This is a genomic window from uncultured Subdoligranulum sp. (assembly GCF_963931595.1).
Classification (GTDB): domain Bacteria; phylum Bacillota; class Clostridia; order Oscillospirales; family Ruminococcaceae; genus Gemmiger.
In genome coordinates this window covers 2,148,421-2,173,506 of the sequence record NZ_OZ007030.1, presented here as the reverse complement: position 1 = coordinate 2,173,506, position 25,086 = coordinate 2,148,421, and the positions used below count along the sequence as shown (strand labels likewise).

At 61.5% G+C, this 25,086-nt stretch carries 22 protein-coding genes and 1 pseudogene; 12 read left to right on the top strand and 11 right to left on the bottom strand.

The features are described from left to right. Positions 1–21 precede the first annotated feature (21 nt). Together ABGT73_RS10500 and ABGT73_RS10495 are read right to left on the bottom strand one after the other, a co-directional pair. Complete coding sequence (locus tag ABGT73_RS10500) at positions 22–1,029, bottom strand: AraC family transcriptional regulator (RefSeq protein ID WP_346669654.1); 1,008 nt, start codon at positions 1,027–1,029, stop codon at positions 22–24. Between the two features lie 209 nt (positions 1,030–1,238). Further along, positions 1,239–1,661, bottom strand: a complete 423-nt coding sequence (locus tag ABGT73_RS10495; protein WP_346669653.1) for a TRAP transporter large permease subunit — start codon at positions 1,659–1,661, stop codon at positions 1,239–1,241. Between the two features lie 113 nt (positions 1,662–1,774). Between ABGT73_RS10495 and ABGT73_RS10490 the strand changes: the two genes are divergently transcribed. Both ABGT73_RS10490 and ABGT73_RS10485 read left to right on the top strand, forming a co-directional pair. After that, positions 1,775–2,026, top strand: a complete 252-nt coding sequence (locus tag ABGT73_RS10490) for a helix-turn-helix transcriptional regulator (protein ID WP_346670329.1) — start codon at positions 1,775–1,777, stop codon at positions 2,024–2,026. 36 nt (positions 2,027–2,062) lie between these two features. Then, the gene (locus ABGT73_RS10485; RefSeq protein ID WP_302201318.1) at positions 2,063–2,506 is read left to right on the top strand and encodes an N-acetyltransferase; all 444 of its coding nucleotides are present in this window, start codon (positions 2,063–2,065) and stop codon (positions 2,504–2,506) included. Positions 2,507–2,591: 85 nt separating this feature from the next. Here the strand turns inward: ABGT73_RS10485 and ABGT73_RS10480 are convergent, their stop codons facing one another. Further along, complete coding sequence (locus tag ABGT73_RS10480) at positions 2,592–3,413, bottom strand: helix-turn-helix transcriptional regulator (RefSeq protein ID WP_346669652.1); 822 nt, start codon at positions 3,411–3,413, stop codon at positions 2,592–2,594. Between the two features lie 262 nt (positions 3,414–3,675). Here ABGT73_RS10480 and ABGT73_RS10475 point away from each other — a divergent pair, with 262 nt between their 5' ends. Beyond that, a complete protein-coding gene (locus ABGT73_RS10475) occupies positions 3,676–4,125 on the top strand; it encodes a GNAT family N-acetyltransferase (protein WP_346669651.1) in 450 nt (149 codons plus the stop codon). A 211-nt stretch (positions 4,126–4,336) separates the two neighbouring features. Here the strand turns inward: ABGT73_RS10475 and ABGT73_RS10470 are convergent, their stop codons facing one another. After that, on the bottom strand, positions 4,337–4,993 hold the full coding sequence (locus tag ABGT73_RS10470; protein ID WP_346669650.1) for a hypothetical protein: 657 nt from the start codon (positions 4,991–4,993) through the stop codon (positions 4,337–4,339). 329 nt (positions 4,994–5,322) lie between these two features. Between ABGT73_RS10470 and ABGT73_RS10465 the strand changes: the two genes are divergently transcribed. The 6 genes and pseudogenes from ABGT73_RS10465 (at position 5,323) to brnQ (ending at position 11,982) form a co-directional block, all read left to right on the top strand. Then, complete coding sequence (locus ABGT73_RS10465) at positions 5,323–6,120, top strand: alpha/beta hydrolase family protein (protein ID WP_346669649.1); 798 nt, start codon at positions 5,323–5,325, stop codon at positions 6,118–6,120. 289 nt (positions 6,121–6,409) lie between these two features. Then, positions 6,410–6,745, top strand: a complete 336-nt coding sequence (locus tag ABGT73_RS10460; protein WP_346669648.1) for a heme transporter CcmB — start codon at positions 6,410–6,412, stop codon at positions 6,743–6,745. Positions 6,746–6,750: 5 nt separating this feature from the next. Further along, positions 6,751–8,487 (top strand): ABC transporter ATP-binding protein/permease, encoded by a 1,737-nt coding sequence (locus ABGT73_RS10455; RefSeq protein WP_346670328.1) that lies wholly within the window; start codon positions 6,751–6,753, stop codon positions 8,485–8,487. Beyond that, positions 8,484–10,086 (top strand): annotated as a pseudogene (locus ABGT73_RS10450) (ABC transporter ATP-binding protein). The gene ABGT73_RS10455 and the pseudogene ABGT73_RS10450 overlap by 4 nt, the downstream one beginning before the upstream one ends. A 35-nt stretch (positions 10,087–10,121) precedes the next feature. Further along, complete coding sequence (locus ABGT73_RS10445; RefSeq protein WP_346669647.1) at positions 10,122–10,517, top strand: YbaN family protein; 396 nt, start codon at positions 10,122–10,124, stop codon at positions 10,515–10,517. Between the two features lie 127 nt (positions 10,518–10,644). After that, positions 10,645–11,982 carry a branched-chain amino acid transport system II carrier protein gene (gene brnQ, locus ABGT73_RS10440; RefSeq protein WP_346669646.1) on the top strand — a complete coding sequence of 446 codons (1,338 nt, stop codon included), beginning with the start codon at positions 10,645–10,647 and terminating at the stop codon, positions 11,980–11,982. Between the two features lie 73 nt (positions 11,983–12,055). On the opposite strand, the gene ABGT73_RS10435 is transcribed toward brnQ, so the two are convergent. From ABGT73_RS10435 to ABGT73_RS10405, 7 genes are all read right to left on the bottom strand, one after another. Then, a complete protein-coding gene (locus ABGT73_RS10435) occupies positions 12,056–12,904 on the bottom strand; it encodes an HAD-IIA family hydrolase (RefSeq protein ID WP_346669645.1) in 849 nt (282 codons plus the stop codon). Next, complete coding sequence (locus ABGT73_RS10430) at positions 12,901–13,644, bottom strand: glycerophosphodiester phosphodiesterase (RefSeq protein ID WP_346669644.1); 744 nt, start codon at positions 13,642–13,644, stop codon at positions 12,901–12,903. Before ABGT73_RS10430 ends, ABGT73_RS10435 begins: the two co-directional genes overlap by 4 nt. Positions 13,645–13,712: 68 nt before the next feature. Continuing rightward, positions 13,713–15,128 carry an ABC transporter substrate-binding protein gene (locus ABGT73_RS10425; RefSeq protein ID WP_346669643.1) on the bottom strand — a complete coding sequence of 472 codons (1,416 nt, stop codon included), beginning with the start codon at positions 15,126–15,128 and terminating at the stop codon, positions 13,713–13,715. A 79-nt stretch (positions 15,129–15,207) separates the two neighbouring features. Continuing rightward, positions 15,208–16,134, bottom strand: coding sequence for a carbohydrate ABC transporter permease (locus ABGT73_RS10420; protein ID WP_346669642.1), 927 nt, complete (start codon positions 16,132–16,134; stop codon positions 15,208–15,210). Next, on the bottom strand, positions 16,134–17,003 hold the full coding sequence (locus ABGT73_RS10415; RefSeq protein ID WP_346669641.1) for a sugar ABC transporter permease: 870 nt from the start codon (positions 17,001–17,003) through the stop codon (positions 16,134–16,136). The genes ABGT73_RS10420 and ABGT73_RS10415 overlap by 1 nt, the downstream gene beginning before the upstream one ends. Then, positions 17,000–18,127 (bottom strand): sn-glycerol-3-phosphate ABC transporter ATP-binding protein UgpC, encoded by a 1,128-nt coding sequence (gene ugpC, locus ABGT73_RS10410; protein WP_346669640.1) that lies wholly within the window; start codon positions 18,125–18,127, stop codon positions 17,000–17,002. The genes ABGT73_RS10415 and ugpC overlap by 4 nt, the downstream gene beginning before the upstream one ends. A 309-nt stretch (positions 18,128–18,436) precedes the next feature. Next, a complete protein-coding gene (locus ABGT73_RS10405) occupies positions 18,437–21,787 on the bottom strand; it encodes a SpaA isopeptide-forming pilin-related protein (protein ID WP_346669639.1) in 3,351 nt (1,116 codons plus the stop codon). A 210-nt stretch (positions 21,788–21,997) separates the two neighbouring features. On the opposite strand from ABGT73_RS10405, the gene ABGT73_RS10400 reads away from it, so the two are divergent. The 3 genes from ABGT73_RS10400 to ABGT73_RS10390 all read left to right on the top strand — a co-directional run bounded on the left by ABGT73_RS10400 (position 21,998) and on the right by ABGT73_RS10390 (position 24,997). Beyond that, entirely contained in the window at positions 21,998–23,188 is a 1,191-nt protein-coding gene (locus ABGT73_RS10400) for an IscS subfamily cysteine desulfurase (RefSeq protein WP_346669638.1), read from the top strand. Between the two features lie 12 nt (positions 23,189–23,200). Then, positions 23,201–23,641: a Fe-S cluster assembly scaffold protein NifU gene (nifU, locus tag ABGT73_RS10395; RefSeq protein WP_346669637.1), complete on the top strand. Its 441-nt coding sequence runs from the start codon at positions 23,201–23,203 to the stop codon at positions 23,639–23,641. 120 nt (positions 23,642–23,761) lie between these two features. Beyond that, positions 23,762–24,997 carry an aminotransferase class I/II-fold pyridoxal phosphate-dependent enzyme gene (locus ABGT73_RS10390; RefSeq protein ID WP_346669636.1) on the top strand — a complete coding sequence of 412 codons (1,236 nt, stop codon included), beginning with the start codon at positions 23,762–23,764 and terminating at the stop codon, positions 24,995–24,997. Positions 24,998–25,086: the final 89 nt, after the last annotated feature.

Sequence of the window (25,086 nt, the reverse complement as noted above, 5' to 3'; positions counted from 1 at the left end):
AATGGATTCCGTCAAAAAAGTTCATTCCCCTTCGTCGGGGCGGCTGACCTCCCGGCTGTATACGTCCAGGATGCGGAAGGTGCCGGCCCGCTCGGCCTGGCAGAAGGCGCCCGGGGCCTGGGGAATGGCGCACTTTTCCAGCCCGAAGGCGGAGAGCTTGCGGCTCCACATATCCTCCGACATGTGGGTGAACAGATAGGGGGAGAGCGTCTTGAGCGGTGCCAGCTGGCACAGATCGCCCACCGTCATCTCATCCCGGACAGATTCCAGCATGCCCAGGTCGGCGGGCTTGCCCCGCTTGAGATACACCAGTTTGTTCTGGGAGGGGGACATGCCGGTCACCGACTTGTAGACCCGGTTGAAGTGGGTCACGTTGGAAAATCCCACCCGCTTGCTGATCTCGGTGATGGAGTAGTCGGATTCCTGGAGCAGTCGCTGGGCGTGGAGCACCCGCAGGTTGTGGATGTACTGCACGATGGTGCTGCTGGTGTACCGCTTGAACTCCCGGCACAGATGGTACTGGCTGATGTAGAAATGGTTGGCCAGCTGTTCCAGCGTGATATCCTCGGTGAAATGCTCGTGCAGATAGTTGATGATGTCGGTGACGCGGTTGCGCTGTTCGGGGCGGGCAGTGTCGTCGGAACTGCGCACCAGCTGCAGGGCCAGGGCGTTGACCATCAGGGTGATGAGTTCCCGGGAATAGAGGTCGTCCCGCTCCTGTTCCTGCAGGATATCCTTCATCAGGCTGTAGATGGGAGCGCTCTGGGCCCGGGGCAGTTTGTACACCCGGGCGCGCTCGCTGAGGGTGCGCAGGATCTGGGGCGAACGGATGACTTCGGGGTTGAAGTAGAGCAGCAGCCGCCGGAAAGGCACATCGTTTTCCTCAAAGGAGTGGTGCATCACGAAGGGCGGGAAAATAATGAATTCGTCCGGCTGGAGAATGTACTGGCTGTCCTCGATGATGTGCTGGCGGCGGCCCTGCTCCAGGTAATAGATCTCGAAAAATTCATGGTAGTGGGAGCGGACCATGTTGTCGTTGACGCCGCAATCCGCTCGCTGGCAAAGGGCCTGCCCTCCGCCATGAAAAATGCTGCCTTGTCGACCATGGTGTGGTTCCTTTCCGGCGCGGGTGCGCCGTTTTTCAGGGAGTGTCCCCATTATACACAAAATGGATCTTTCTGCAAATGCAAAGCAGCAGGCCGGAGCCACGGGCTCCGGCCTGCACGGGAACAAAACGATCAGACCAGACCCATCGCCGTGGGAAGCGCCAGGGAGATGGCCGGAATGTAGGTGACCAGCAACAGCAGGATGATTTCCGCCACCACATAGGGGATCAGGGTGCGGATGACCTTTTCAATGGGCAGCTTGCTGATGCCGCAGGAGACGAACAGGACCGAGCCGACGGGCGGGGTCATGGTGCCCAGGCACATGTTGAAGGTCAGCACCACGCCGAACTGGACCAGGTTCATGCCCAGGCTGGTGACGATGGGCAGGAAGATGGGGGTGAAGATCAGGCAGGCGGGGGTGATGTCCAGGAAGGTGCCCACGATGAGCAGCACCACGTTCATGAGCAGCAGGATGACATACTTGTTGTCAGAGACAGACATGATGGCATTGCTGATGGCGTTGGGGATGCCGGTGTAGGCCATGACCCAGCTCATGGCTAATTAGATGTAATAAAAGTGGAGAAAGGAAAAGCACAATCCAGACGGAACCGGTGGTGCAGTCAAGAAATATTGTGAAAACACAAGATTTCTGCTATAATGGGTGCAGAATACTCAATGATGGAAAGAGAGGCAGGAAGCCTATGCACATTAGCTATCAGCCACTATGGAACACCTTGAAAGAGCGCGGCATGAGAAAAGAGGACTTGCGGCTTGACGCTGGTCTGACTACAAATATGATTGCCAATATGGGTAAGGGAAAACATATCAGCATGGAAACGCTGCTGCGTATCTGCGAAGCCCTGAATTGTGGCATTTTAGATGTGATTGAATTGGAGCAGAATGAAAATAATCAAATCTAAGAATAAAACAAATCGGAATTTAGAGAGCGTGTTGATATGAAAATTAAAGAAATCAAGGAAAATAAAAAACAATTTCTCCCATTGTTGTTATTAGCAGATGAGCAGGAGGATATGATAAACAGGTATCTTGATAAAGGGACAATGTATGTTTTGGACGATGATGGAGTTAAGTGCGAATGTGTAGTAACAGACGAAGGAAACGGTATTCTTGAAATCAAAAATATTGCAACTGAACCAGAATATCAGGGAAAGGGTTACGGTAAAGCACTCATTGACTTTGTTGCTACGACATACAAAGGAGAATATTCCACATTACAAGTTGGCACAGGGGATAGTCCGTCGACAATCCCTTTTTATGAGAAGTGTGGATTTATTCGTTCGCATAGCATTAAAGACTTCTTCACGGATAATTATGACCATCCAATATATGAAGCAGGTACTCAACTGATAGATATGATTTATTTGCAGAAAAAAATATAAATCCAGTTTGTAGAGATACTATGATAAGAGTTTAACCCCCAAAAACTAACAGCCGTTGCAGGAGCCGATCCCGCAACGGCTGTTTTCATTTCCACGGCCTGCGCCGGAAGTTAATCCCGGAATTTTTAATCAGCGGCGATCTTTTGAAGAGCCTTTTCAGGGTTGTTCTTTCTTCGTCTGTAAGCCGCTTGTATTTCAATTGGAACGCCTTGCAGAAGATTTCCAGAAACTCCTGCACCCTGTCGCCGGTGGATTGCATGGCCTTTCGGACTTCCTTTATCAGTTCATCGGCGGGCGTGGTATCCGGCGCACTCTCCATGTCGTTCTCATGGGCTTTGCGTATATCGTGAAAGATAGCGTCCCATGTTTTGTGTGTCACATGGCAGAAAAAATCTTCTTCCCCTATCTGACCTGCTTCCAGAATTTTCAGGGAACGGTCTGCGGCGGCTTCGGGATGTTCTTCCAGTATCATTGCCCGGACGGCGGCCAGCGCACTGTTGATGTCATGGAACCGCATGGTGGCCATTCCGTCCACATAGATTTCTGCGTCAGCCATCAGCTCCACAAATTTTTCGTGGGACATCATCTCGCACAGCAGCCGGGTATTGATCCGTCCGCTTTTCAGAAGTGCCACGGCTTCATCTGTCAAATGCAGTTCAGACAGGGGGGGGTTGATCTGTTCCCGGTTTTCTGTCCGGCAGAACAGATAGTCAATGGACACCTCATAAAAGTCTGCCAATGTGATAAGGTTGCCGTGATTGATTTCCTTATTTCGGTTTTCTTCATTTTCATAGCTGGCTAAAGCAGATTTTGAAATGCCGGTCTTTTCCGCCAATTCTTCCAGCTTCAAGCCCTTTTCCACCCGTAAATCTTTCAAGCGTTCCTGCAAAGAAACATGGTCTTTCATCGATTTGTCACTCCCTTTCCATGTGGTTTTCGAGCATATATAACCATTATACCATACCGTTCCGAAATCGTGGAAATTTTCGATTTTGGGGCGGTATTCCTACTTTCTGGACATACGGGAAAGGGTTCAAAAATGAGCTATGATTAAGTCAGTTCATCGATGGATTATTCCAATCGAATGACCGGCCTGATGGGATATATTTACCCTGCTGGATGATATATAATAAAATCAATAACAAATCGGCAATTGGAGGAATGGAAAAGTGAATCTTAGAAGGTATCAACAAACAGATTGCAAAGAAATAACGGAACTGTTTTATAACACAGTACACACCGTCAATGCAAAAGATTATACCAAAGAGCAACTGAATGTGTGGGCAACTGGACAAGTGGATTTAGAAAAATGGAATCAATCGCTTCAAGAGCATTACAGCATAGTTGCTGTTGAAAATGATGTCATCGTAGGCTTTGGAGATATAGACAGCACTGGATACCTTGATCGTTTGTTTGTTCATGCTGACTATCAGGGAAAAGGAATTGCAACGGCTATTTGTAACCAATTAGAACAAGCAGTTGAGGGAAATATCACAACTCATGCGTCTATTACTGCAAAACCTTTTTTTGAAAAAAGAGGATATAAAGTTGTAAAACGACAGGAAGTAGAAAGACAAGGGATTTTTCTTACTAACTTTGTTATGTCGAAAGAAAAATAATCGAACCGCTCTAACCGAGGCTTTCAAAACTGAATACCCGCCGCCCACTAGCGGCATCACCGAGCAGGAAATCAGAAACGGTTTCCTGCTTTTCTTTTGCCCAAAATGAGGTGGTAAACCGCCACCCCATCCAATTAACCACAGGAAGGAGGAACCCGTTATGCCCTGTCCCCACCATGATATAAAAATCGTTCGGCGCAGCAACCGCCAGTCAGCAGTTGCTCTTCTCCCGGCCCATATCAAAGTCGCACTCGTAGGTGTTGTGATAGAAATATCCCACCGCCTTGCGGGTGTCCCGGTTGAGCTTGATGTAAAAAGGAATGTGCTTGTACAGCGAGTCGGTCTCCTGGGGATCGTAGCCCATGGCGTCCTTGGGGCTCATGCCCATGAACTTCTGGGCCTTGTTCCAGCGGCCGGTCTTTTCGCCGAAGCCGTAGAAGCAATCCCGGGGCGAGATCTCGCTGGTGTGGATGCGGCGGTGGTTGCTGTCCTCCAGGTAGGCCAGGTCCACAATGTCGGCGTGGAGCTGGGTGCCCTCGGCATCATAGACACAGATGCGGAAGGGGTCCTTCTCGATCTCCACCCGCAGCTTGGTGCCCTGGAGCACCGCCTTGTCGGCGCCGTCCTCCAGCGTGCAGGCGGCGGGTTCGATGCGCTTGCGGATGTCCTTCATAAAGCCATCCAGACGGTCTTCCCAGGCGGTGGTTACCAGCGTGTAGGATTCCTCCGCAAAGTCACCGTCAAAGCCGGCGCGGATGCGTACGATGTCGTCGGTCAGCAGCAGGACCCGCAACTCCACCCCGTCCGTCAGGATACGGACGACGGCGCCTTCCCGGCGAATCTCGTTCACATGCGTACAAACTTTCATGGGCATACTTCCTTTCCGAAACATGATTCCCTTTTGCCTGCGGGACCCGGTTGGTCCGGCAGACTTTTTATGTTATCATTGTAGTCCGTGCGGGCTTTTGGCACTACACCGAAATTGCTAGTTCTGCCCGGGAAGTTTGACGTATATTGCCATTTTTGTGATTTTTATCACCGGTCAAATTCGGGAAACAATCCTCAATTTTTTAGTCAATATTGAGCAAAAAATGTTAAACATCCCCAAAAGAAGGGCAATTTGCGTATAGCCTGCGGTTGGCAATTTGCGTATACTGGAAGAAAAACCATTTGAACAGCAACAGGAGGATAAGCGTCATGGCGATTTTGACTTGTACTTGCTTCAGCACGACCCTCAAACAGAATGTGACCTTCAATGCGGTGGTCCCCACCCCCGAGGGCAACGAGCAGGTCACCGACCAGCAGACCAAGAGCCGTGCCGACGGCGACGGATTCCCGGTGATCTACCTGCTGCACGGTGCCTACGGCAGCTATGCTTCCTGGGGCCGTTTCAGCAACATCGAGCGGTACGCCCAGCAGTACGGCGTGGTGCTGATCATGGCCTCGGCGGAAAACAGCTTCTACCAGGACATGGCCCACGGCAACCCCTACTTCACCTTCTTCACCGAGGAACTGCCCACCCTGGTCCAGCATCTGTTCCCCGTCACCCACAAGCGGGAAAAGACCTATGTGGCGGGCTTCTCCATGGGCGGTTACGGTGCCTGGTTCCTGGCCCTGTCCCGTCCCGACCTCTACGGCAAGGCGGCTGCCATGTCCGGTGCGCTGGACATCGTGGCCACCTACGAGCAGGGCAAGCAGGGTGTCATCGACAGCCCCTTCCCCTGGGAAAACGTCTTTGCCGACCCCGAACATCTGGCGGGCAGCAAGGCGGACCTCTTTGCCCTGTACGAAACCGACCGCGCCAAGGGCTGCGTGCCGGCCCTCTACCACGCCTGCGGCCGCAGCGATTTCCTGTACGGTATGAACAAAGCCGTGCATGAGCGGCTGGTTTCCATGGGCGCCGACGTTCCCTTTGTGGAGGGCGAAGGCGGCCACGAGTGGGATTACTGGGACCGCACCATCCGCGAGATCCTGCCCTGGCTGTGTGAGGACTGAATCTGCTGACATCTCCGTTTTCTTTTGCATGCGGCAAGGCCCGGCCCCTGTTGGGGGACCGGGCCTTGCCTTTTGCACAAAAGGAGAGGGGAAGATCCCGTTGGGAAAACCGGGGGCCGTCCTTCCGGAAAAGCCGTGCCCGTCTCCACACAAACCCCGGGCGGGGGTTGACAGGCGGCAAGAAATCTGGTATCCTGTCACAAGTTAGCTGCCACTAATTCTGCGGCGGCTTTTTTACGATCCATATGTTAGAGAAAACTAACCTTCCGGAAAGAAAGGTTGGCTTCCCATGAAAAAAGCGCTTTCCTGGCTGCTTATGGCCAGTTTCATCCTCACGCTGCTGGTGCCCCTCACCGGCATCATTGTCCACAAGCTGGCCAGCGCGGTGTTCCTGCTGCTCTGCCTGGTCCATGTCCTGATCTACCGCAAAAAGATGGGCTCCAAACGGTGGGCGATGCTGGGCGGCATCCTGCTGGCCTTCGGCAGCGGGCTGCTCAGCCTGATCTTTGCGGAAATCCCGCTGGTGCTGGCGCTGCACAAGGCGATCTCCATCACCTGCGTGTTTTTCCTGGCCATTCATATCTTTGTGTTTGCCTGGCGGCGCCGCCGGAAGGAGGAAGTCTGACCATGATGATGGACAAACGTCTGCTTTCCACCGTGCCGGAAAGCCGCAAATATATCGCCGCCAACGTGGCGCTGCAGTGGCTGGCGCTGGCGGCCAACATCGGGATGGTGACGGCGGTCTGCCGTCTGCTGGCCCGGCTGTGGGCGGGAACGGCGGTGCCCGGCGACCTGGCGGCCACGGCGGGATTAGCTGTGGCGGCCCTGGCCGTGCGGTTCGGCTGCGCCGTGGGAGCGGCCCGGATGAGTTATCTTTCCAGCCGGACGGTGAAAGCCCGGCTGCGGGGGATGATCTACGAAAAGCTGCTGCGGCTGGGCAGCGCCTACCGGGAATCGGTGCGCACCAGCGAGGTGGTCCAGGTGGCCGTGGAGGGGGTGGACCAGCTGGAGATCTATTTCGGCCAGTATCTGCCCCAGTTCTTCTACGCCATGCTGGCGCCGCTGACGCTGTTTGCGGTGCTGGCACCCATCGACCTGCCCTCGGCGGCGGTGCTGCTGGTCTGTGTGCCGCTGATCCCGGCGGCCATCGCGGCGGTGCAGACCTGGGCCAAAAAGCTGCTGGGCCGCTACTGGGGCCAGTACACCGCCCTGGGGGATACCTTTCTCGAAAATCTCCAGGGCCTTACCACCCTGAAAATCTACGAGGCCGACGAGCGAAAGAACCAGGAGATGAACGCCCAGGCCGAGGCCTTCCGCAGGATCACCATGCGGGTGCTGACCATGCAGCTCAACTCCATCACCATCATGGACCTGATCGCCTACGGCGGCGCGGCGGCCGGCATGGTGCTGGCGGTGAGCCGTCTGGCGGCGGGGGCGGTCAGCCTGCAGGGCTGCCTGATGATTTTATTGCTGGCGGCGGATTTCTTCCTGCCCATGCGGCTTCTGGGCAGCTTCTTCCATGTGGCGATGAACGGCATGGCGGCCAGCGAGAAGATCTTCCGGCTGCTGGACACGCCGGAACCGCCCCGGGGCACCCGCCCGGTGCCGGAGGACTGCACGCTGGCCCTGGAGGGGGTGGACTTCGCCTACGACGAGGCCCGACCCATCCTGCAGAATGTGACGATGAAGTTCCCCCGGGGCAGTTTCACGGCCCTGGTGGGGGAATCGGGCTGCGGTAAATCCACCGTGGCGGCGCTGCTCACCGGCCGCCGCCATGCCCGGACGGGCCGCATCACGCTGGGCGGCGTGCCGCTGGCGGAACTGGACGAGGCGAGCCTGGCCGGTGCGGTGACCTACCTCTCCCACAACAGCTATCTCTTCAAGGGTACCGTCCGGGACAACCTGCGGATGGCCGCCCCCGACGCCGACGACGCAGCCCTCTGGGCGGTGCTGGAACAGGTGCGGCTGGCGGACTTTCTGCGGGCCGAACAGGGGCTGGACACCCCGCTTCTCGAGAAAGCCTCCAACCTTTCGGGCGGGCAGTGCCAGCGGCTGGCCCTGGCCCGGGCGCTGCTCCACGACAGCCCGGTCTATCTCTTTGACGAGGCTACCTCCAACATCGACGTGGAGAGCGAGAACGACATCATGGCGCTGATCCGCACGCTGGCCCGCACCAAAACGGTGATCCTCATCTCCCACCGGCTGGCAAACGTCACCGGTGCCGATCAGATCTGCCTGCTGCAGGAGGGCCGGGTGGCCGAGGCGGGCACCCACACCGCGCTGCTGGCCAAGGGTGGCGCCTACGCGAAACTCTGGAACGCCCAGCAGCAGCTGGAACACTACACAAAACAAGAGGTATCGGCATGAAGCGAAGCGGATTCGCCGTGATGGCCCGGCTCGTGGGTCTGGTGCGGCCGCTGGCCGGATATATGGCGCTGGCTGTCACCATGGGGCTGATCGGCCACCTCTGCGCCACCTTTCTGACGGTGCTGGGCGGCTACGGCATCCTGGGGGTGCTGGCGGTACTGCGGGCGGCGCTGCGCTACGGTGAGCAGGCCTGCAATCATTTCATTGCCTTCAAGCTGCTGGCCCTGCTGCGGGACAAGGTCTTCCGCGCCCTGCGGCGGCTGGCCCCGGCCAAGCTGGAAGGGCGGGAGAAGGGGGATCTGATCGCCGTCATCACCTCGGACATTGAGCTGCTGGAGGTGTTCTACGCCCACACCATCTCGCCGGTGCTTATCGCGGTGCTCTTCAGCGCCATTCTCACCGCTTTCATCGGCAGCTTTCACCCGCTGCTGGGAGCGCTGGCACTGACCGCCTACGCCGTGGTGGGCATCGGGGTGCCGCTGGCGGTATCCCGGGCCAGCGGTCCCGACGGGCTGCGGCTGCGCAACGAGGCAGGCGCCCTGGCCGGGTTTGTGCTGGACAGTCTGCGTGGTCTGCCGGAAATTCTGCAGTACGGCGCCGGGGCGGCCCGGCTGCAGCAGATGCAGGACCGCACCGAGGCACTCTCCCGCCGGGAGGAACGCCTCAAGCGCACGGCGGGCCGGGGCACCGCCGCCACACAGCTGATCCTCTGGGGCTTTGACCTGGCCATGCTGTTTGCGGCCACGGCCCTCTATCTGCGGGGGGCGGTGGATTTCGCCGGGGTGGTTCTGCCCCCCCCTGGCCCTCATGAGTTCCTTCGGCCCGGTGGTGGCGCTGGCCAGCCTGGGCGCCACCCTGCAGAACACCTTTGCCGCCGGCAACCGGGTGCTGGACCTGCTGGAGGAAGAGCCGCTCACCCGGGATATCCACGGCCAGCCCGACGTGACCTTCGCGGGGGCCGGGGCGGAGAAGGTGACCTTCGGCTACGGGGAGGATACCATCCTGCGGGATGTGACGGTGCCGGTGCCGGCAGGCCAGACCATCGGCATTGTGGGCAAATCGGGCAGCGGCAAATCCACCCTGCTCAAGCTGTTTCTGCGGTTCTGGCAGGTGGAGCAGGGCCGGGTGCAGCTGTCGGGCCGCAGCGTGGAGGCCATCAACACGAAAAATCTGCGCCGGATGCAGGCCCTCGTCACCCAGGAGACCCATCTCTTCCGGGATTCTATCCGCAACAACCTGCTCATCGCCAGGCCGGACGCCACCGATGCCCAGCTGGTGGAGGCCTGCAAAAAAGCGTCGGTCCACGACTTCATCGCGGCGCTGCCCCAGGGCTACGACACCCCGGTGGGCGAGCTGGGGAATACCCTGTCGGGCGGGGAGCGGCAGCGGCTGGGTCTGGCCCGGGCCTTCCTGCACGATGCGCCGTTCCTCTTACTGGATGAACCCACCAGCAACCTGGACAGCCTCAACGAGGCGGTCATCCTGCGGGCGCTGGAACAGGAGCACGGCAACCGCACCGTGGTGCTGGTCTCCCACCGGGCGTTCACCATGGGCATCGCCGACACCGTCTACTCGGTGGAAAACGGCCGGGTGAGCTGACAAACGCCACCCTACAACCGAAAGGAGCCTCTACCATGCCTTTGCGCAAACTGATGTATTTACTGCTGGGCAGTCTGGGCCTGGCCCTGGGCGCCCTGGGCGCGGTGCTGCCGGTGCTGCCCTCTGTGCCGTTTCTGCTGCTGGCGGCCTACGGTTTCGGCCGCAGCAGCCAGCGGCTGGACCGCTGGTTCAGGGGCACCCGCCTCTACCGGGAGAACCTGGCCGACCTGGCCGCCGGACGGGGGATGACCCGCCGCGCCAAGATCCGCATCATGGTCACCGTCACGCTGTTCATGGCGGCGGCCTTCCTGGCCATGGATGCCGTCGCCGTGGGCCGCATCGTGCTGGCCTTTGTTTGGGTGGGGCATGTGTTCTACTTCCTGTTCGGCGTGCGCACCCTGCCCGACGATGAGGAAAAAACCGACGAATGACCCAAAAGCCGGAGGACGCCCGTCCTCCGGCTTTCTGTAAAGATTTGCATGATTGTCTTTACCCCGACGCCCGGCCACGCTATAATGAGGCATACCTCTCAATACGTGTGGAAAAGGAAACAGGAGTATGAAAAAACTGACCCTACGGCAGCTGCTGGCGGTGGCCAGCATGCTGTTCGGCCTGTTCTTCGGGGCGGGCAATCTGATCTTTCCGGCCTCCATGGGCCAGCTGGCGGGGCGCAACCTCTGGCTGGCCGCGGCCGGGTTTCTCGTCACCGGTGTGGGACTGCCCCTGCTGGGGGTGGCGGCGCTGGGCATCAGCCGGGCGGAAGGCCTGCTGGGCTTGAGCAGCCGGGTGAGCCGGGGCTACGGCCTCTTCTTCACTTGTCTTCTCTACCTGACCATCGGGCCCTTCTTCGCCATTCCCCGCTGCGCCACCGTCTCCTATACGGTGGGCATCCAGCGGATGCTCCCCGAAACCGGTCAGACGCTGGCGTTGGCGGTCTTCTCGCTGGTGTTCTTTGCAGCGGTCCTCTTTTTCTCGCTGCGCCCCGGCGAGATCCTCACCTGGGTGGGCAAGGTGCTCAACCCGCTGTTCCTGGCCTTCCTGGCGGTGCTGGTGCTGCGGGCGCTGACGGCGCCTCTCGGGGCGGTGTCCGCCATTGAACCTTCCGGCAGCTACGCCGGGGCGGCGCTGGCCACCGGCCTGCTGGAGGGCTACAACACGATGGACGCTTTGGCCAGCCTGGCCTTCGGCATCATCGTGGTGAATGCCATCCGGGGGCTGGGGGTGGAGGAGCCCGGCCAGGTGGCCCGCAGCACGGTGCTGGCGGGAGTATTCAGCTCGCTGCTCATGGCGCTCATTTACCTGCTGGTCACGGTGGTGGGCGCCCAGAGCCGCGGGGCCTTCCCGGCGGCGGCCAACGGCGGCGAGGCACTGGCCCAGATCGCCGAACACTATTTCGGCGCCGCCGGCGCACTGATCCTGGCGGCCACCGTCACCATCGCCTGCCTCAAAACGGCGGTGGGGCTTATCACCAGTTGCAGCGAAACCTTCGTGGAACTCTTCCCCAAAGGCCCCGGCTACCGGGTGTGGGCGGTGATCTTCTGCGCCGTCTCCTTCCTCATCGCCAACCTGGGCCTCAACGCCATCCTCAACTATTCCACCCCGGTGCTGATGTTCCTCTATCCCTTGTCCATCGTGCTGATCCTGCTCACGCTGGGCGGGCGGCTCTTCGGCAACCACCCCACGGTGCTGCGCTGGACCATTGGCTGCACGGCGGTGGCGGCGCTGGCCGACCTGCTGCGCACCCTGCCGGAGGGCACCCGGGCGGTGCTCCACCTGGAGGGGGTCGTGACCCTGGCCGAAACCTGGCTGCCCCTCTGCAAGGCGGGCTTCGGCTGGTTGGTGCCCGCCGTGATAGGCCTCGTCATCGGTCTGGTGCTGCGCCGGGCGCGCCGGTGAATTTTTCTGGTTACAACACACCCCCGCCGCCGCGGAATTCCGCGGCGGCGGGGGTGCTTTGTCTATAGGCCGGTCATGCGTTGGCGGCAAGATGGGCAGGGGGCATGGTGAAAAGCGCCCGCTCGTGGGCGGCATCCGGCAGAAAGGCCTGCTGCAGCTCCGCCACCGAGGGAAAAATCCAGGTGGGCTTGTCGGTGCTGGCCTGCACGTCGGCCATGGTGGCCTCGCCGCTGAGCACCAGGGCGGTGTCCACCCCGGCCCGCAGACCGCAGGCAATGTCGGTGTACAGGCGGTCGCCCACCACCAGAGCCTCCCCGGGGGCGCAGCCGGCAGCCTGCAGGGCGTACTGCACCATGGCGGGTTCCGGCTTGCCCAGAAATTTGGGCCGCCGGTGGGTGGCGGTCTCGATCATGTTGCAGATGGCACCGCAGTCCGGCAGATAGCCGAAATCCACCGGGCAGACGAGATCGGGGTTGGTGGCGATGTAGTCCACCCGGCGGGTGGTCAGCAGCAAGCATACATCCTTGATCTTCTCGTAGGTCAGGGCGCTGTCGTAGGAGACCAGCACGCAGGTGATGGCCTTGTCGCGGGCATTGGTGGTGATCTGCAGACCGCTGTGGCGGCACTCCTTCAGGAAGGAATCGGTGGCCAGGGCGTAGATGTGCTGCCCGGCATAGTGCTCCTGAAGATACCGTATGGTGGTGGTCCCGGCGGTGAGGTAGTTGTGCTCATCGCTGGGCACCCCCAGCGTGCGGAAAAACCGGATGTAGTCCTGGGTGCTGCGGGTGGAATTGTTGGTGATGAAGACATACTGCCCGCCGCTGCGCCGGATGGCCTGCAGGAAGTCCCCGGCACCGGGGATCAGGGCGTTGCCCCGGCAGATGGTGCCGTCAATGTCCAGAAGAAAGAGCCGCTTGTTCATGCGTTGCTCGCCGTGAGGCCGCGGCGGATCTCCAGCGCCAGTCTGGGGTCGTTGGTGATGACATCGGCGCCCTCTTCCATCAGCCAGCGCAGATCGTCCGCCCCGTTCACCGTCCAGACCCGCACGGCCAGCCCGCTGGCAAGATACCGCTGCAAAAGGTCGGCCATCTTTACGTTGTACAGTCCCGGATGCAGCCCCCGCACCCCGTGGGCGGCGGCGTACTTTTCCACGTCGCAGATAATGTCGCCGAAGAGATAGGCGGTCTCGGCCTGGGGGGACAGACTACGCACCTTCTCGATGCTGTAGTGGTTGAAGGAGGACCAGATCACCCGGTCCTGCATGCCCATGTCCTGCACCAGGCGCAGCGCCTTCTCCTCGATGCCGTCATACCACAGAATGCCGGTCTTGATCTCGATGTTTACCATCATGTTGCCGGGCTTCACCAGGGCCAGCACCTCCCGCAGGGTGGGGATGCGGGCCTCCGAAAAGCCCTCCATGCCGTTGTCGGCACACAGGCCCCGCAGTTCGGCCAGCGTGTAGTCCTTCACCAGGCCGGTGCCGTTGGTGGTGCGGTCCACCTTCTCGTCGTGGATGACCACCAGCTCGCCGTCCTTCGTCAGATGGATGTCCAGCTCGATGCCGTCGGCACCCTGCTCCATGGCCAGCGCAAAGGCGGGCAGCGTGTTTTCCGGCGCGTAGGCGCTGGCGCCCCGGTGGGCGTAAACCTGTACCTGTTTCATAGTTTGTAGCTTCCTTTCCGTCACAAAAGCCGGGAAAAGCCGCTGCCTTTCCCGGTGGGTGCTTGGTTTTATCCGTTGATCAGGTTGTAAGTCTCGATGGAGTCGTTGACCTGTTCGGTGATGGCAGCCACGGCCTCCTCGGGGGACTGGGTGCCGTTCAGCATCTCCTCGATCTCGGTCTCCACGATCTGGCGGGACTCGGGGAAGACGCTGAGCAGGGCGCCGGCGTACTGGGGCGCCGAAGCGTGCAGCTGGTCGATGGCGGTCTGGAACTGGGGATACTGTTCCATGTTTTGCTTGTAGGTATCCTCATTGGCCGCGGCGGTGGTCACCGGGAAGTAACCGGTCTGGGCGTTCCAGTAGGCCTGGGACTCCGGCGAGATCAGGAACTCGATGAACCGCCAGGTGGCCGCCAGCTTGACGGGGTCGTTGTTGTTCAGCGCCCACAGCGAACCGCCGCCGATGGAGACGCCGCCCTCATCGGCATCGCTGACGCCGGGGAAGTAGGCGGTGCCCACCTCGAAGGAGTCGCCGGTATCCTGGAGCACCTGCTTCAGGGAGGCGGTGGAGCCCAGCATCATGGCCGCCTTGCCGGAGGTGAAGTCGGTGGTGGCGGTGTCGCTGCCGCTGCGGCCCACGTTGGGGGCGTAGCCGCCGTCGTAGAGCTCCTTCCAGGCGTTCAGGATGTTCAGGGCGCCGCCGTTCTCGTCAAAGACCACCTTGGTGGCGGGGGCGGTACGGCCGTTGCCGTTGTCCACCATCTCCAGGCCCTGCTTGCTCAGGAACTGCTCGAACCACCAGCCGTAGACGCTCATGGCCAGCACTTCCTGGGTGCCGGCCTTTTCCTTCAGCTGGTCGCCCACCGCGGCGATGCCCTCCAGGCTGGTGGGCACCTCGGTGATGCCGGCGGCGTCAAACATATCCTTGTTGTAGTATAGCAGCGGGGTGGAGGAGTTGAAGGGCATGGAGTACAGCCCCGCGTCGGTGGTGTAGTAGGCGGCGATGTTGGGCTCGATCTGGGAGGCGTCGTACCCGGCGGCGTCGATGAGCTGCTGCATGGGCACCACCCAGCCGGAATCGATCATGAAGCGGGTGCCGATGTCGTAGATCTGCACAAGGTCGGCGCCCATGTTGCCGATCTGGGCGCTCTTCAGCTTGTTGATGGCGTCATCGTAGCTGCCCTGGTAGACAGCCTCCACCGTGATGCCGTACTGGTTTTCCTGGTTGAACTTGTCCACCAGGGCGGTCATGGCCTCGCCGTTGACGCCGCCCATGGAATGCCAGAAGGTCAGCTTGACGCCATTGGTATCCAGCGTGTTGAAGTCGTCCCCGATGAGGGCGGCTGCGGCCTCGGCTTCGCTGGCGGCAGCGGTGGAGGCGGTATCGGCGGTGGCGGTTTCGGTAGCCTGGGCGCTGCAGCCGGCCAGCGGCACGGCGACCAGGGCGGCGGCCATCAGGCCGGTGAGAACTTTGTTCGATTTCATCTGCTTACACACTCCTATAGTAGTACGTTTCCCTCGATAAATCTATACGAAACGGTGAAATTTCACCGGCTCGGCACAATCAGCCTTTCACGGCGCCGGAGAACATGCCCCGGATCAGCTGTTTCTGGCCCGCGATGAAGATGACCATGCTGGGGATGATCACCGAGACCACACCGGCCATCATCAGGGTGATGGACTGGGCGTCGGTGTTGTCCAGCATGCTGATGCCGATCTGGACGGTGCGCATCTCCTGGGAGCCGGTGACCAGCAAAGGCCACATGTACATGTTCCAGGCGTTGATGAAGGTGTACACCGACATGGCGCCGATGGCGGACTTGGTCAGGGGCAGCAGGATGCTGACGATGAACCGCAGGTTGGAGCAGCCGTCCAGCTTGGCGGACTCATACAGCGACATGGGGAAGGTCATGTAGAACTGGCGGAACAGGAAGATGCCCATGGCGGAGGTCAGGGAGGGCAGGATGAGAACGAGGTAGCTGTCCAGGATGCCCATCGAGCTGACGGTCAGGTAGTTGGAGATGATGGTGGCTTCGCCGGGGACCATCATGGTGGCCATCACCAGCATGAAGAGGACGTTCTTGCCCTTGAAGTTGAGGAAGGAGAAGGCGAAGGCGGCCAGGGAGCAGGTGATGATCTGGCCCACCGTGATGCAGCCCGACACCAGGAAGGAGTTGAGCACGAACCGCAGCAGGGGCACCTGGGTCCAGGCGCGCAGATAGTTGCCGAAATCGGGATGTTTGGACAGCAGGTTCATCTCCATGGTGAAGAGCTCCTCGCCGGGCATCAGCGATACGCTGACGGCGTAGAGCAGCGGGAAGAGGATGAAGAGGGCCATCACCACGTTCAGCGTGATGAGCACGCCGGTGCGGATGCGTCGGCGGCGCAGGGCGGCCAGGCCCATGCGGCGGTGGAGTTCCCGCAGTTCTTCTTTGGAATAGCGGCCCCGGGTCAGTGTGGCGGGGGCGTGCAGGGCAGCGGAGGTATCCATCAGTATTTGACTCCCTTCTTTTCGATCTTGAACATAACCAGCGTCAGTGCCATGATGATGAGGAAGAGGATCACGGACTGGGCCGCCGCGCTGCCGAACTTGTAGTTGAAGAAGGCGTCGCGGTAGATGGAATAGACGATGAGGTTGGTGGACTCGCCGGGGCCGCCCTGGGTCAGGATCTTGACCTGGCCGAAGGACTGGAAGGCCTGGATGATGTTGACCACCAGGGTGTAGAACATGATGGGGCTCAGACCCGGCAGGGTCAGGCGGAAGAATTTCTGGAAGGCGTTGGCGCCGTCCACCGAGGCGCGCTCGTAGATGGACTCGTCGATGTTGCCCAGCCCCGCCGAGAAGTAGAGAAAATTGATGCCGCTGTTCAGCCAGGCGGTGAGCACCGCCACGCAGATCAGGGCGTAGCGGGGATCGCTGATCCAGTTGATGTCAAGGCCTGTGATCTTGTTGAACAGGCCGATGGTGGGGTTGAGGATGACCTTGAAGATCATGGCCGCACCGCTGGAGGCGATGGCCATGGGCAGGGCGTAGGCGGTGCTGAAGGCCCGGATGCCCGGGAAGGTCTTGCTGCAGAGCACCGCCGCGATGAGGCCCAGCAGCATGCTGCCGAACACCACGATGACCACGAAGATCAGCGTCACAAAGATGCTGTTGTAAAAGCTCTCCGAGGTGAGCAGGTCGGAGTAGTTTTCCGCCCCCACAAAGATCTTGGCACGGCCCAGTTTATCGGTGAGGAAGAAGCTCAGGTAGATGGTCTTCACAAAGGGATAAAACAGGAACATGGCGAAGATGGCAAAGCAGGGAATCAGGTAGGCATAAGGGCTGGCGCCCTTGAGTTTTTCCGCTAAGGCTTTCATGCTTCGTTCCTCCACTGGTAAAAGATGTTCTGTTCGGTTTCGCCGTCAAAGAAGTGGGCGTTCTCCATGTCCAGGTAGAGGGTGGCCGCCTGATCCTCCGCGGCGCCGTGGTCGGGCTGCACCCGGGCGGCAAACTCGCCGTCGCCGGTCTGCAGATGGAGGATGGCCTCGGAGCCCAGCCCCTCGCAGGCGGTGACGATGCCCTCCATCCTGCCGTACAGCCGCCCGGCGTGTTCCGGGGCGGTGTAGAGATCTTCGGGCCGGATGCCCAGCACCAGGGCGCGGTTGTCGTACTGGGGCCAGAGCACCTTGGCCTGGGCGGCGGTCAGCGGGAAGATCTGCCCCGCCTCGGTAAGGAAGGCGGCACCGTCCCCGGCGCGGCCCACCTTGCCTTTCAGGAAGTTCATGGAGGGGGAACCGATGAAGCCCGCCACAAACATGTTGGTGGGGCGATTGTACAGCTCCACCGGGGTGGCCACCTGCTGGATGTAGCCCGCCTTCATCACCACGATGCGGTCAGCCAGCGTCATGGCCTCGGTCTGGTCGTGGGTGACGTAGATGGTGGTGGTGCCCAGTTTGTGGTGGAGCGCCGCCAGCTCCACCCGCATGTGGCTGCGCAGCTTGGCGTCCAGGTTGGACAGCGGCTCGTCCATCAGGAAGGCGTTGGGCCGCCGCAGGATGGCACTGCCGATGGCCACCCGCTGTTTCTGCCCGCCCGAGAGAGCCCCCGGACGGCGGCTGAGCAGGTGGGAGATGCCCAGCATCCCGGCGGTGGCTTCCACCCGCTGGCGGATCTCCTTTTTAGGCACCTTGCGCACCGACAAAGCAAAGGCCATGTTGTCGTACACCGACATCTGCGGGTAGAGGGCGTAGTTCTGGAACACCATGGAAAGGTCCCGCTCGCCCGGTTCGGCGTAGTTGCACAGCCGGTCGCCGATCCACAGCTCGCCGCTGGTGATCTCCTCCAGGCCGGCGATCATCCGCAGGGTGGTGGACTTGCCGCAGCCCGACGGCCCCACAAAGACGATGAACTCACCGTCCCGGATATGCAGCGAGAAGTTGCTCACCGCATACTGGTCCTTCTCGAAGACCTTGCAAACATCTTTCAATACGATTTCAGCCATAGAAAATTCTGTCTCCCCCTCTGGTAACACATGGGTTGGGGGCGCTTTCTGCGCCCGTGTGTTATCATACGGCATGGGGCGGGGGGCTGTCGTCCATGGTTTGGTAAAACCTTCGCAAACATTTGGTGCAGGGCGCAAGATACGATAAAACGTAAAAAACACACAAAAACCTGCCGCGGCCCCGTAAAAAAGCCCCGTCGGAGCGGGAAAATGTTTACTAAAATTTACAAAAGCGTGGGATGGTCTTTACAAAGGCCCAGATTTTTGTAAAAAAACAGCGGACACCCCAAAACGGGTGTCCGCAGAAAATTATCGGTGCAGGCGGCGCAGCAGCAGGAACAGTCCGGCTGATGCAGCTGTCAGCAGAAGCAGGCCCCACAGCGGGAAGGCATCCCCGGTGGGCGGTATGACCGACGGCGCGGGGGTGGCCGTGGCGGCCGGCGCCGGGCTGACGGAAGCTCCGTCACCGGGGCGGGCGGTGGCGGCAGGCGTGGCCGTGCCCTGGGGGCATCCGGACGGAGCGGGGGAGGGCGTCCCGGAAGGTGCCGGCGTGGGGGAGGGTGGCACCAGCGTGCTGCGGTTGATGTAGAGGATGGTGGTCAGCCCCGGGGCGGTGGTGACCTGCACCGAGGGGCCGGGCTGGGCCGTGCCGCCGTTGACGCGCACAGTGGTTTCGTAGTCGGGGACCGGCTCCTCGTACACCGTGCAGACGGTGCCGTCGGGCAGGCCGCGCAGTGTGATCTCGCCGCCGTCGGTGAGGGCGGTTTCGGCGGTGCCCTGGGCGCTGAAGGTCAGGCCGCCGTAGCTGCCGGTCAGGGGCGTGCCGGCGGCATCCCGCAGGGCGATGGTGAAGGCAAAGGGCCGGGTCACCTCCCCCAGCGCCCCGGTGACCTGTTTTTGCAGCACCAGCCGGGTGGACTGGTTGCGCACCTGCACGATGGTGCTGCGGGCAAAGACGTTGCTCACGTTCTGGTCGCCCAGGTTGATCTTCAGGGCCTGGTCGGTGCCGGCGGCGTAGTTCTGGGTGATCCGCAGACGGGACCAGCCGGACTGCACGGCAAAATAAACGGGGTCCCCGGGGGTGGTGGGGCCGTATTCCAGGATCTGGTTGTTCTGGTAGTAGGAGAGAGCCAGCGGCGTCTGGCCGGAGGCTGTCCAGACCGCCCAGTCGTTGCCGGTGCCCGGCGTGTAGGAGGGCGCCGTGTACAGAGCGGCCTGGATGTCGGTGAGGGTGGCGTTGATGTCGTCGGGCACCGCAAACTGCAGCATGCTGCGCACGATCTTGCCCACACCCCGCAGCACCGTGATGTCATCGTCGGCGGTGCCGGCATTAGCATAGACATCGGTGTTGTCCACAATGACTTCGGTGAGGTCGCCGCTGGGGGCGTACCCGGCGGGGGCCTGCAATTCTTTGAGATAGTAGGTGCCTGCCGGAAGTACCGCCTGGGTGTTGGGGAAGACCCCCGCCCCGCCCAGTGTGATCACGTCCCCCTGGTTCTGGCTCTGGTTGCGGGTGGTCACCGTGTCGAAGGGCTGGGCCCCGGGGTTCACCGCGCCGTCCGTCACATCCGATGCCTTGTACAGCGCGAACCCGGCGCCGCTCAGGGGTGTGTAGCCGTCCTCGGCGATCTTCTGCACAAAGAGATAGTTCTTGATGTCGGGTACGTAGAGCTGCACTGCGAACTCCCGGTCGAAGTTCTGGCCGTTGATGGATGCCCCGTCGTTGAGGCGGACGGTGTTTTCAGGGGTGGCATCGGCCAGGCTGGCGGCGCTGGTGCGGTAGAACCCCACGGTATACTGGGCATTGTCGGCGGTCAGTTTGCCGTTGGAAGCCAGCACGTAGTAGTAGGTCAGGATATCCCCGGGCAGATTTTCCAGCGTATCCTTGTAGGCGCCGCTGGAGTCCAGCACAAATAGATAGGGGTTGGCCCGGGCGGCCGCCAGCACAGCGGTGAGGTTGGTGCTGTCCGCCACCTGCCAGCCCTCGATGGGGTCCCCCGACACCGGATACCAGGCACTCTGGGTGCTGCTGCCGTCGCCGCCGGCACTCTGGCGCTTGAGCACCACCGCAAAGTAGGTGCCGGAATCGGCGGGGTACTGCTGTCCCTGCAGGTTCTCCACGGTGTCGGGCAGCGTCACCGTGACGGTGGGGCTGGCGTAGGCGCCGGTGTCCCAGGGGTTGGCCGACAGCAGGGTGGCCAGCTGGGGATAGTCGGCAGGAAAATAGAGGTCGATGGGCCCCGGGGCGCGGTAGCCGGCGGGCACGCTCTCCTCCACCAGCACGAATTTGCCGGTCCGGCCGGGGCCGCCGTACTCGTTTTTCAGGTTGTTCAGGCTCAGCAGCGTGCCGTCGGGGTTCTGGAACACAAAGGTGCCGTCCGGCCCGGTGGTACCGGTGGCGATGAGGTCCTGGGGGTTGTATGTATAGTCGTCGCCGGCGTAGTAGAGATTGAACCGGGCCCCCGGCACAGCAGCGCCGGTCTGGTCCACCTTGATCAGGTCGCTCTGGGGGATGGACACCAGATTGAACTTCAGCTCCATGTTGGAGTCCACGTTGCCCCGCTCCAGATAGAAGAATTTCAGGGTATGGTAGGTGTCATCGGCGAAGGTGTCGGCGCTGCCGTTGGTCCAGGGCACGTTTGCCGCCTGGAATTTGCTGCGCAGCGTGCCGTCGGAAGCGCCGTTCACGAGAATCTGCCCGGTCTGGAAGTTGATGGACAGCGACGCCGCATCGTGGATGCCCCCCAGGTCCCCTACCAGCACATTGTCGATGAAGACCCAGACATCGTCGTCGCCGGAAAAGTCGTAGGTCACGGGGGTGCCGCCCGCGGTGCCGTCCACCGTGCCGTAGGGCTGCTGGACAAAGCGGGTGGTCATCGTCATGCCGAAATAGTGGTTGATGGCAGGGTTGCGGGCGTTGACGCCCTTGACCTGCTCGTAGTTGTTGAAGGGAAAGAACTGTCCCAGCAGCGGGGCGGACCCGGCGGTGAGCACACCCGGCGGGGTGTAGAGGGTAAAGGTGTTGGAAGCCTCGTCGAACTGGGCAAAATCCTGGGTGCAGTTGTAATAGTAGTAGCCGTCCTCGTCGATCTGCAAAAGATCCCGCACGTTGGGGTAGGAGGCCTTGCCAGCGTTGGGCAGGGCGGGGTTGAACAGGTAGTTCAGTGACTGCCCGCTGGCGGTCAGCTGGGGATAGCCCTCCTGCAGGGTGGGCAGCACCATGCCGGTGCGGGGATTGGCGCTGCCGGTGTAGTTGTTGATGCCGCCGCCTCGCCCGGGATTGGCCGTAAAAATCAGCGCCTTGCCGGCGTTGATGCCCTGGTTCAGGTCGGGGGGATTGGTGTTGTCGGGGGCGTCCCGGGTGGTGATCCAGTAATCGAATAAGTTGATCGTCGTGCCGATGGGGGAGACGGTGCCGTCCACCACCTGGCCGTCGGCCCGGGGGGCAGCCGCGGCATCCGGGACTGCGGCATCCGGGACCGCGGCCGCCGGTTCCGTCTGCTCCGGCGTGGCGGCAGGAACTTCCGGCGGCAGGGCAGGCGCTGCCGCCTCCGGGGTGGCCGCCTGCTCCGGGGTGGCCAGGGCCGCCGCAGTCATGCCGCTGCCTGCCAGCACACCGGCCAGCAGCAGGGCAGTCATACGTTGCAGTGCATGATTCATCGCTGATTTCCTCTCCTGGCGCAGCAGCGCCATACCCTTACTATAGGCAAAAACCGCCGTGAGGTTTGCCGTTTCGTGTCAGGGAGAGCGGACAAAACACAAATTCAAAAACCTACTTGACAAGTAGGGAAATAAGGCGTAGTATAATGCATATAAAACAAGTAGGGAATACGGACGCCCCGGCGTCCCCTGCGCGAAAGGATGAATATCATGCGAATCTACGCAGATAACGCCGCCACCACGGCCATCAGCCCGGCGGCCATAGAGGCCATGCTCACCTGCTACCGGGAGAGCGACGGCAATGCAAGCAGTCTTCACTCCTCCGGCCAGAAGGCGGCGGAAGCCCTGGCCGACGCCCGCGGGCGGATCGCCGCCCGGCTGGGTTGTGAGCCCGGGGAGCTGATCTTCACCTCGGGGGGCAGCGAGGCGGACAACCAGGCCCTGCGGGGCGTGGCTCATCTGGGCGCCGCCAAGGGCAAGAAGCATATCATCTCCACGGCCTTTGAGCACCACGCCGTGCTGCACACGCTGCGCCGCCTCGAGAAGGAGGGCTTCACCGTCACGCTGCTGGACGTTCACGAGAACGGCATCGTCACGCCGGAAGAGGTGCGGGCGGCCATCCGGCCGGACACCTGCCTGGTGAGCGTGATGTACGCCAACAACGAGATCGGCACCATCCAGCCCATCGCCGAGATCGGCCGGGTCTGCCGGGAGGCGGGGGTGCTCTTCCACACCGACGCCGTCCAGGCGGTGGGACACCTGCCCATCGACGTGAAGGCCCAGAACATCGACCTGCTGTCCCTGTCCGCCCACAAGTTCCACGGCCCCAAGGGAACCGGCGCGCTCTATGTGCGCAAGGGCATCTACCTGGAGCCCCTCATCGAGGGCGGCGCCCAGGAGCGGGGCCGCCGTGCCGGCACCGAGAACCTGCCCGCCATCGTGGGCATGGCGGCGGCGCTGAACGAGGCCTGCGACCACATGGCGGAATACACCGCCCGGCTGGTGCCGCTGCGGGACAAGCTCATCGCGGGGCTGTCCAGAATTCCCCACGCGTCCCTCAACGGCGATGCGGTACAGCGGCTGCCCGGCAACGTGAGCTTCTGCTTCGAGGGCATCGAGGGGGAATCCCTGCTGCTGCTCCTCGACGACAAGGGCATCTGCGCCTCGTCGGGATCGGCCTGCACCTCGGGCTCGCTGGACCCAAGCCACGTGCTGCTGGCCATCGGCCGGGTGCATGACGTGGCCCACGGGTCGCTGCGCCTCTCCCTGGGGGCCGCTGTCACCGAGGAACAGATCGACTGCCTGATCCAGTCCGTCACCGAAACCGTGGCCTATCTGCGGAGCATCTCGCCGGTATGGCGGGACCTGCAGCAGGGCGTGCGGGACTACATCATTGCGTAAGGAGCAGTAACTATGGCATTATACAGCGAAACCGTCATGGACCATTTCCGCCATCCCCGCAACGTGGGCGCCATCGAGAACGCCGACGGCGTGGGTGAGGTGGGCAACGCCAAGTGCGGCGATATCATGAAGATCTACCTGAAGATCGACAACGACACCATCACCGACGCCAAGTTTGAGACCTTCGGCTGCGGCAGCGCCATCGCTTCCAGCTCCATGGCCACCGAGATGATCAAGGGCAAGCCGGTGTCCGATGCGCTGGCCGTCACCAACAAGGCGGTGGTGGAGGCCCTCAACGGCCTGCCCGCCCACAAGATCCACTGTTCGGTGCTGGCGGAGGAGGCCATCAAGCTGGCTCTGAAGGACTACTACGACCGCCACGGCATCGCCTACGACAAAAAGATCTTCCCCGACTGCGAGAACTGTGCCCACTGTGACGCCCACGGCGTCTGAATCCAAAGCCCCGCCGCCCGCCAGGCGGCGGGGCTTTGCCGTGCTGTTGCGGCGGCGGAAAATGTGCTATAATGGGTGCCGAAAACAGGCGGCTGATCCCGCCGGAAAGGACCCAGTCAGATGCAATACGATTTCACAACGATCATGGACCGCCACGGTCAGGACGCCATCGCGGTGGACGCCTTGGGCAAGCCGGGCGGATTTGCGCCGGGCGCCCCCAAGCCCGGCTTTGACGCCATCCCCATGTGGGTGGCCGACATGAACTTCCCCACGGTGCCCACCGTGCCGGCGGCCATCATCCGGCGGGCGCAGCACCCGGCCTTCGGCTATTTTGAGGCCACCGACGCCTACTACAACGCCATCATCGACTGGCAGGTGCGGCGCAACGGGGCGGACCCGGCGCTGCTCACCCGGGACTGCATCGGCTACGAGAACGGCGTGCTGGGCGGGGTGGTCTCGGCGGTGACCAGCTTTGCCGCCCCCGGCGACGGTGTGCTGCTCCACAGCCCCACCTACATCGGCTTCACCAAGTCGCTGCAAAACAACGGCTACCGCATCGTCCACTCGCCGCTGGTGCGGGACGAGCAGGGCGTCTGGCGGATGGACTACGCCGACATGGATGCCAAACTGAAACAGTACCACATCCATGTGGCGATTTTCTGCTCCCCCCATAACCCCTGCGGCCGGGTCTGGACCCGGGAGGAGATCGCCCGGGCCATGGAGGTCTACCGGGCCAACGACTGCCTGGTCATCTCGGACGAGATCTGGTCGGACATCCTGCTCAACGGCCACAAGCACACTCCCACCCAGTCGGTGAGCGAGGACGCCCGGCAGCGCACCGTGGCGCTCTATGCCCCCAGCAAGACCTTCAACCTGGCGGGCCTGGTGGGCAGCTACCATATTATTTATAATCCGTACCTGCGGGACCGGGTGGTGGCCAAGAGCACCAAGCCCCATTACAATGAGATGAATGTGCTGTCCATGCACGCGCTCATCGGTGCCTACAGCCCCGAGGGTCACGACTGGGTGGACCAGCTCTGCAGGGTGCTCAGCGGCAACGTGAACTTTGCCTGCGACTACATCGACGCCCATTTCCAGGGCGTTTCGGTGGCAAAACCCGAGGGCACCTACATGCTCTTCCTGGACTGCACCGATTGGTGCGCGGCCCACAGCCGCACCATCGCCCAGGTGCTCCAGGCCGGCTGGGACGTGGGGGTGGCCTGGCAGGACGGCCGGATGTTCCACGGTCCCTGCGCCATCCGGATGAACCTGGCGCTGCCCCTTGCCCGTGTGAAGGAGGCCTTCCGCCGCCTGGATCAGTATGTCTTCAACGGACCTTTTCTCAGCGAGCGCTGAGGGAAGGTTTCCGCGGCCCCGGTGCCCTGCGGCGCCGGGGCCTTTTTTGCGGTCCGGAGTGGAACCGGCCGCTTGATTTTGTGGCCGCT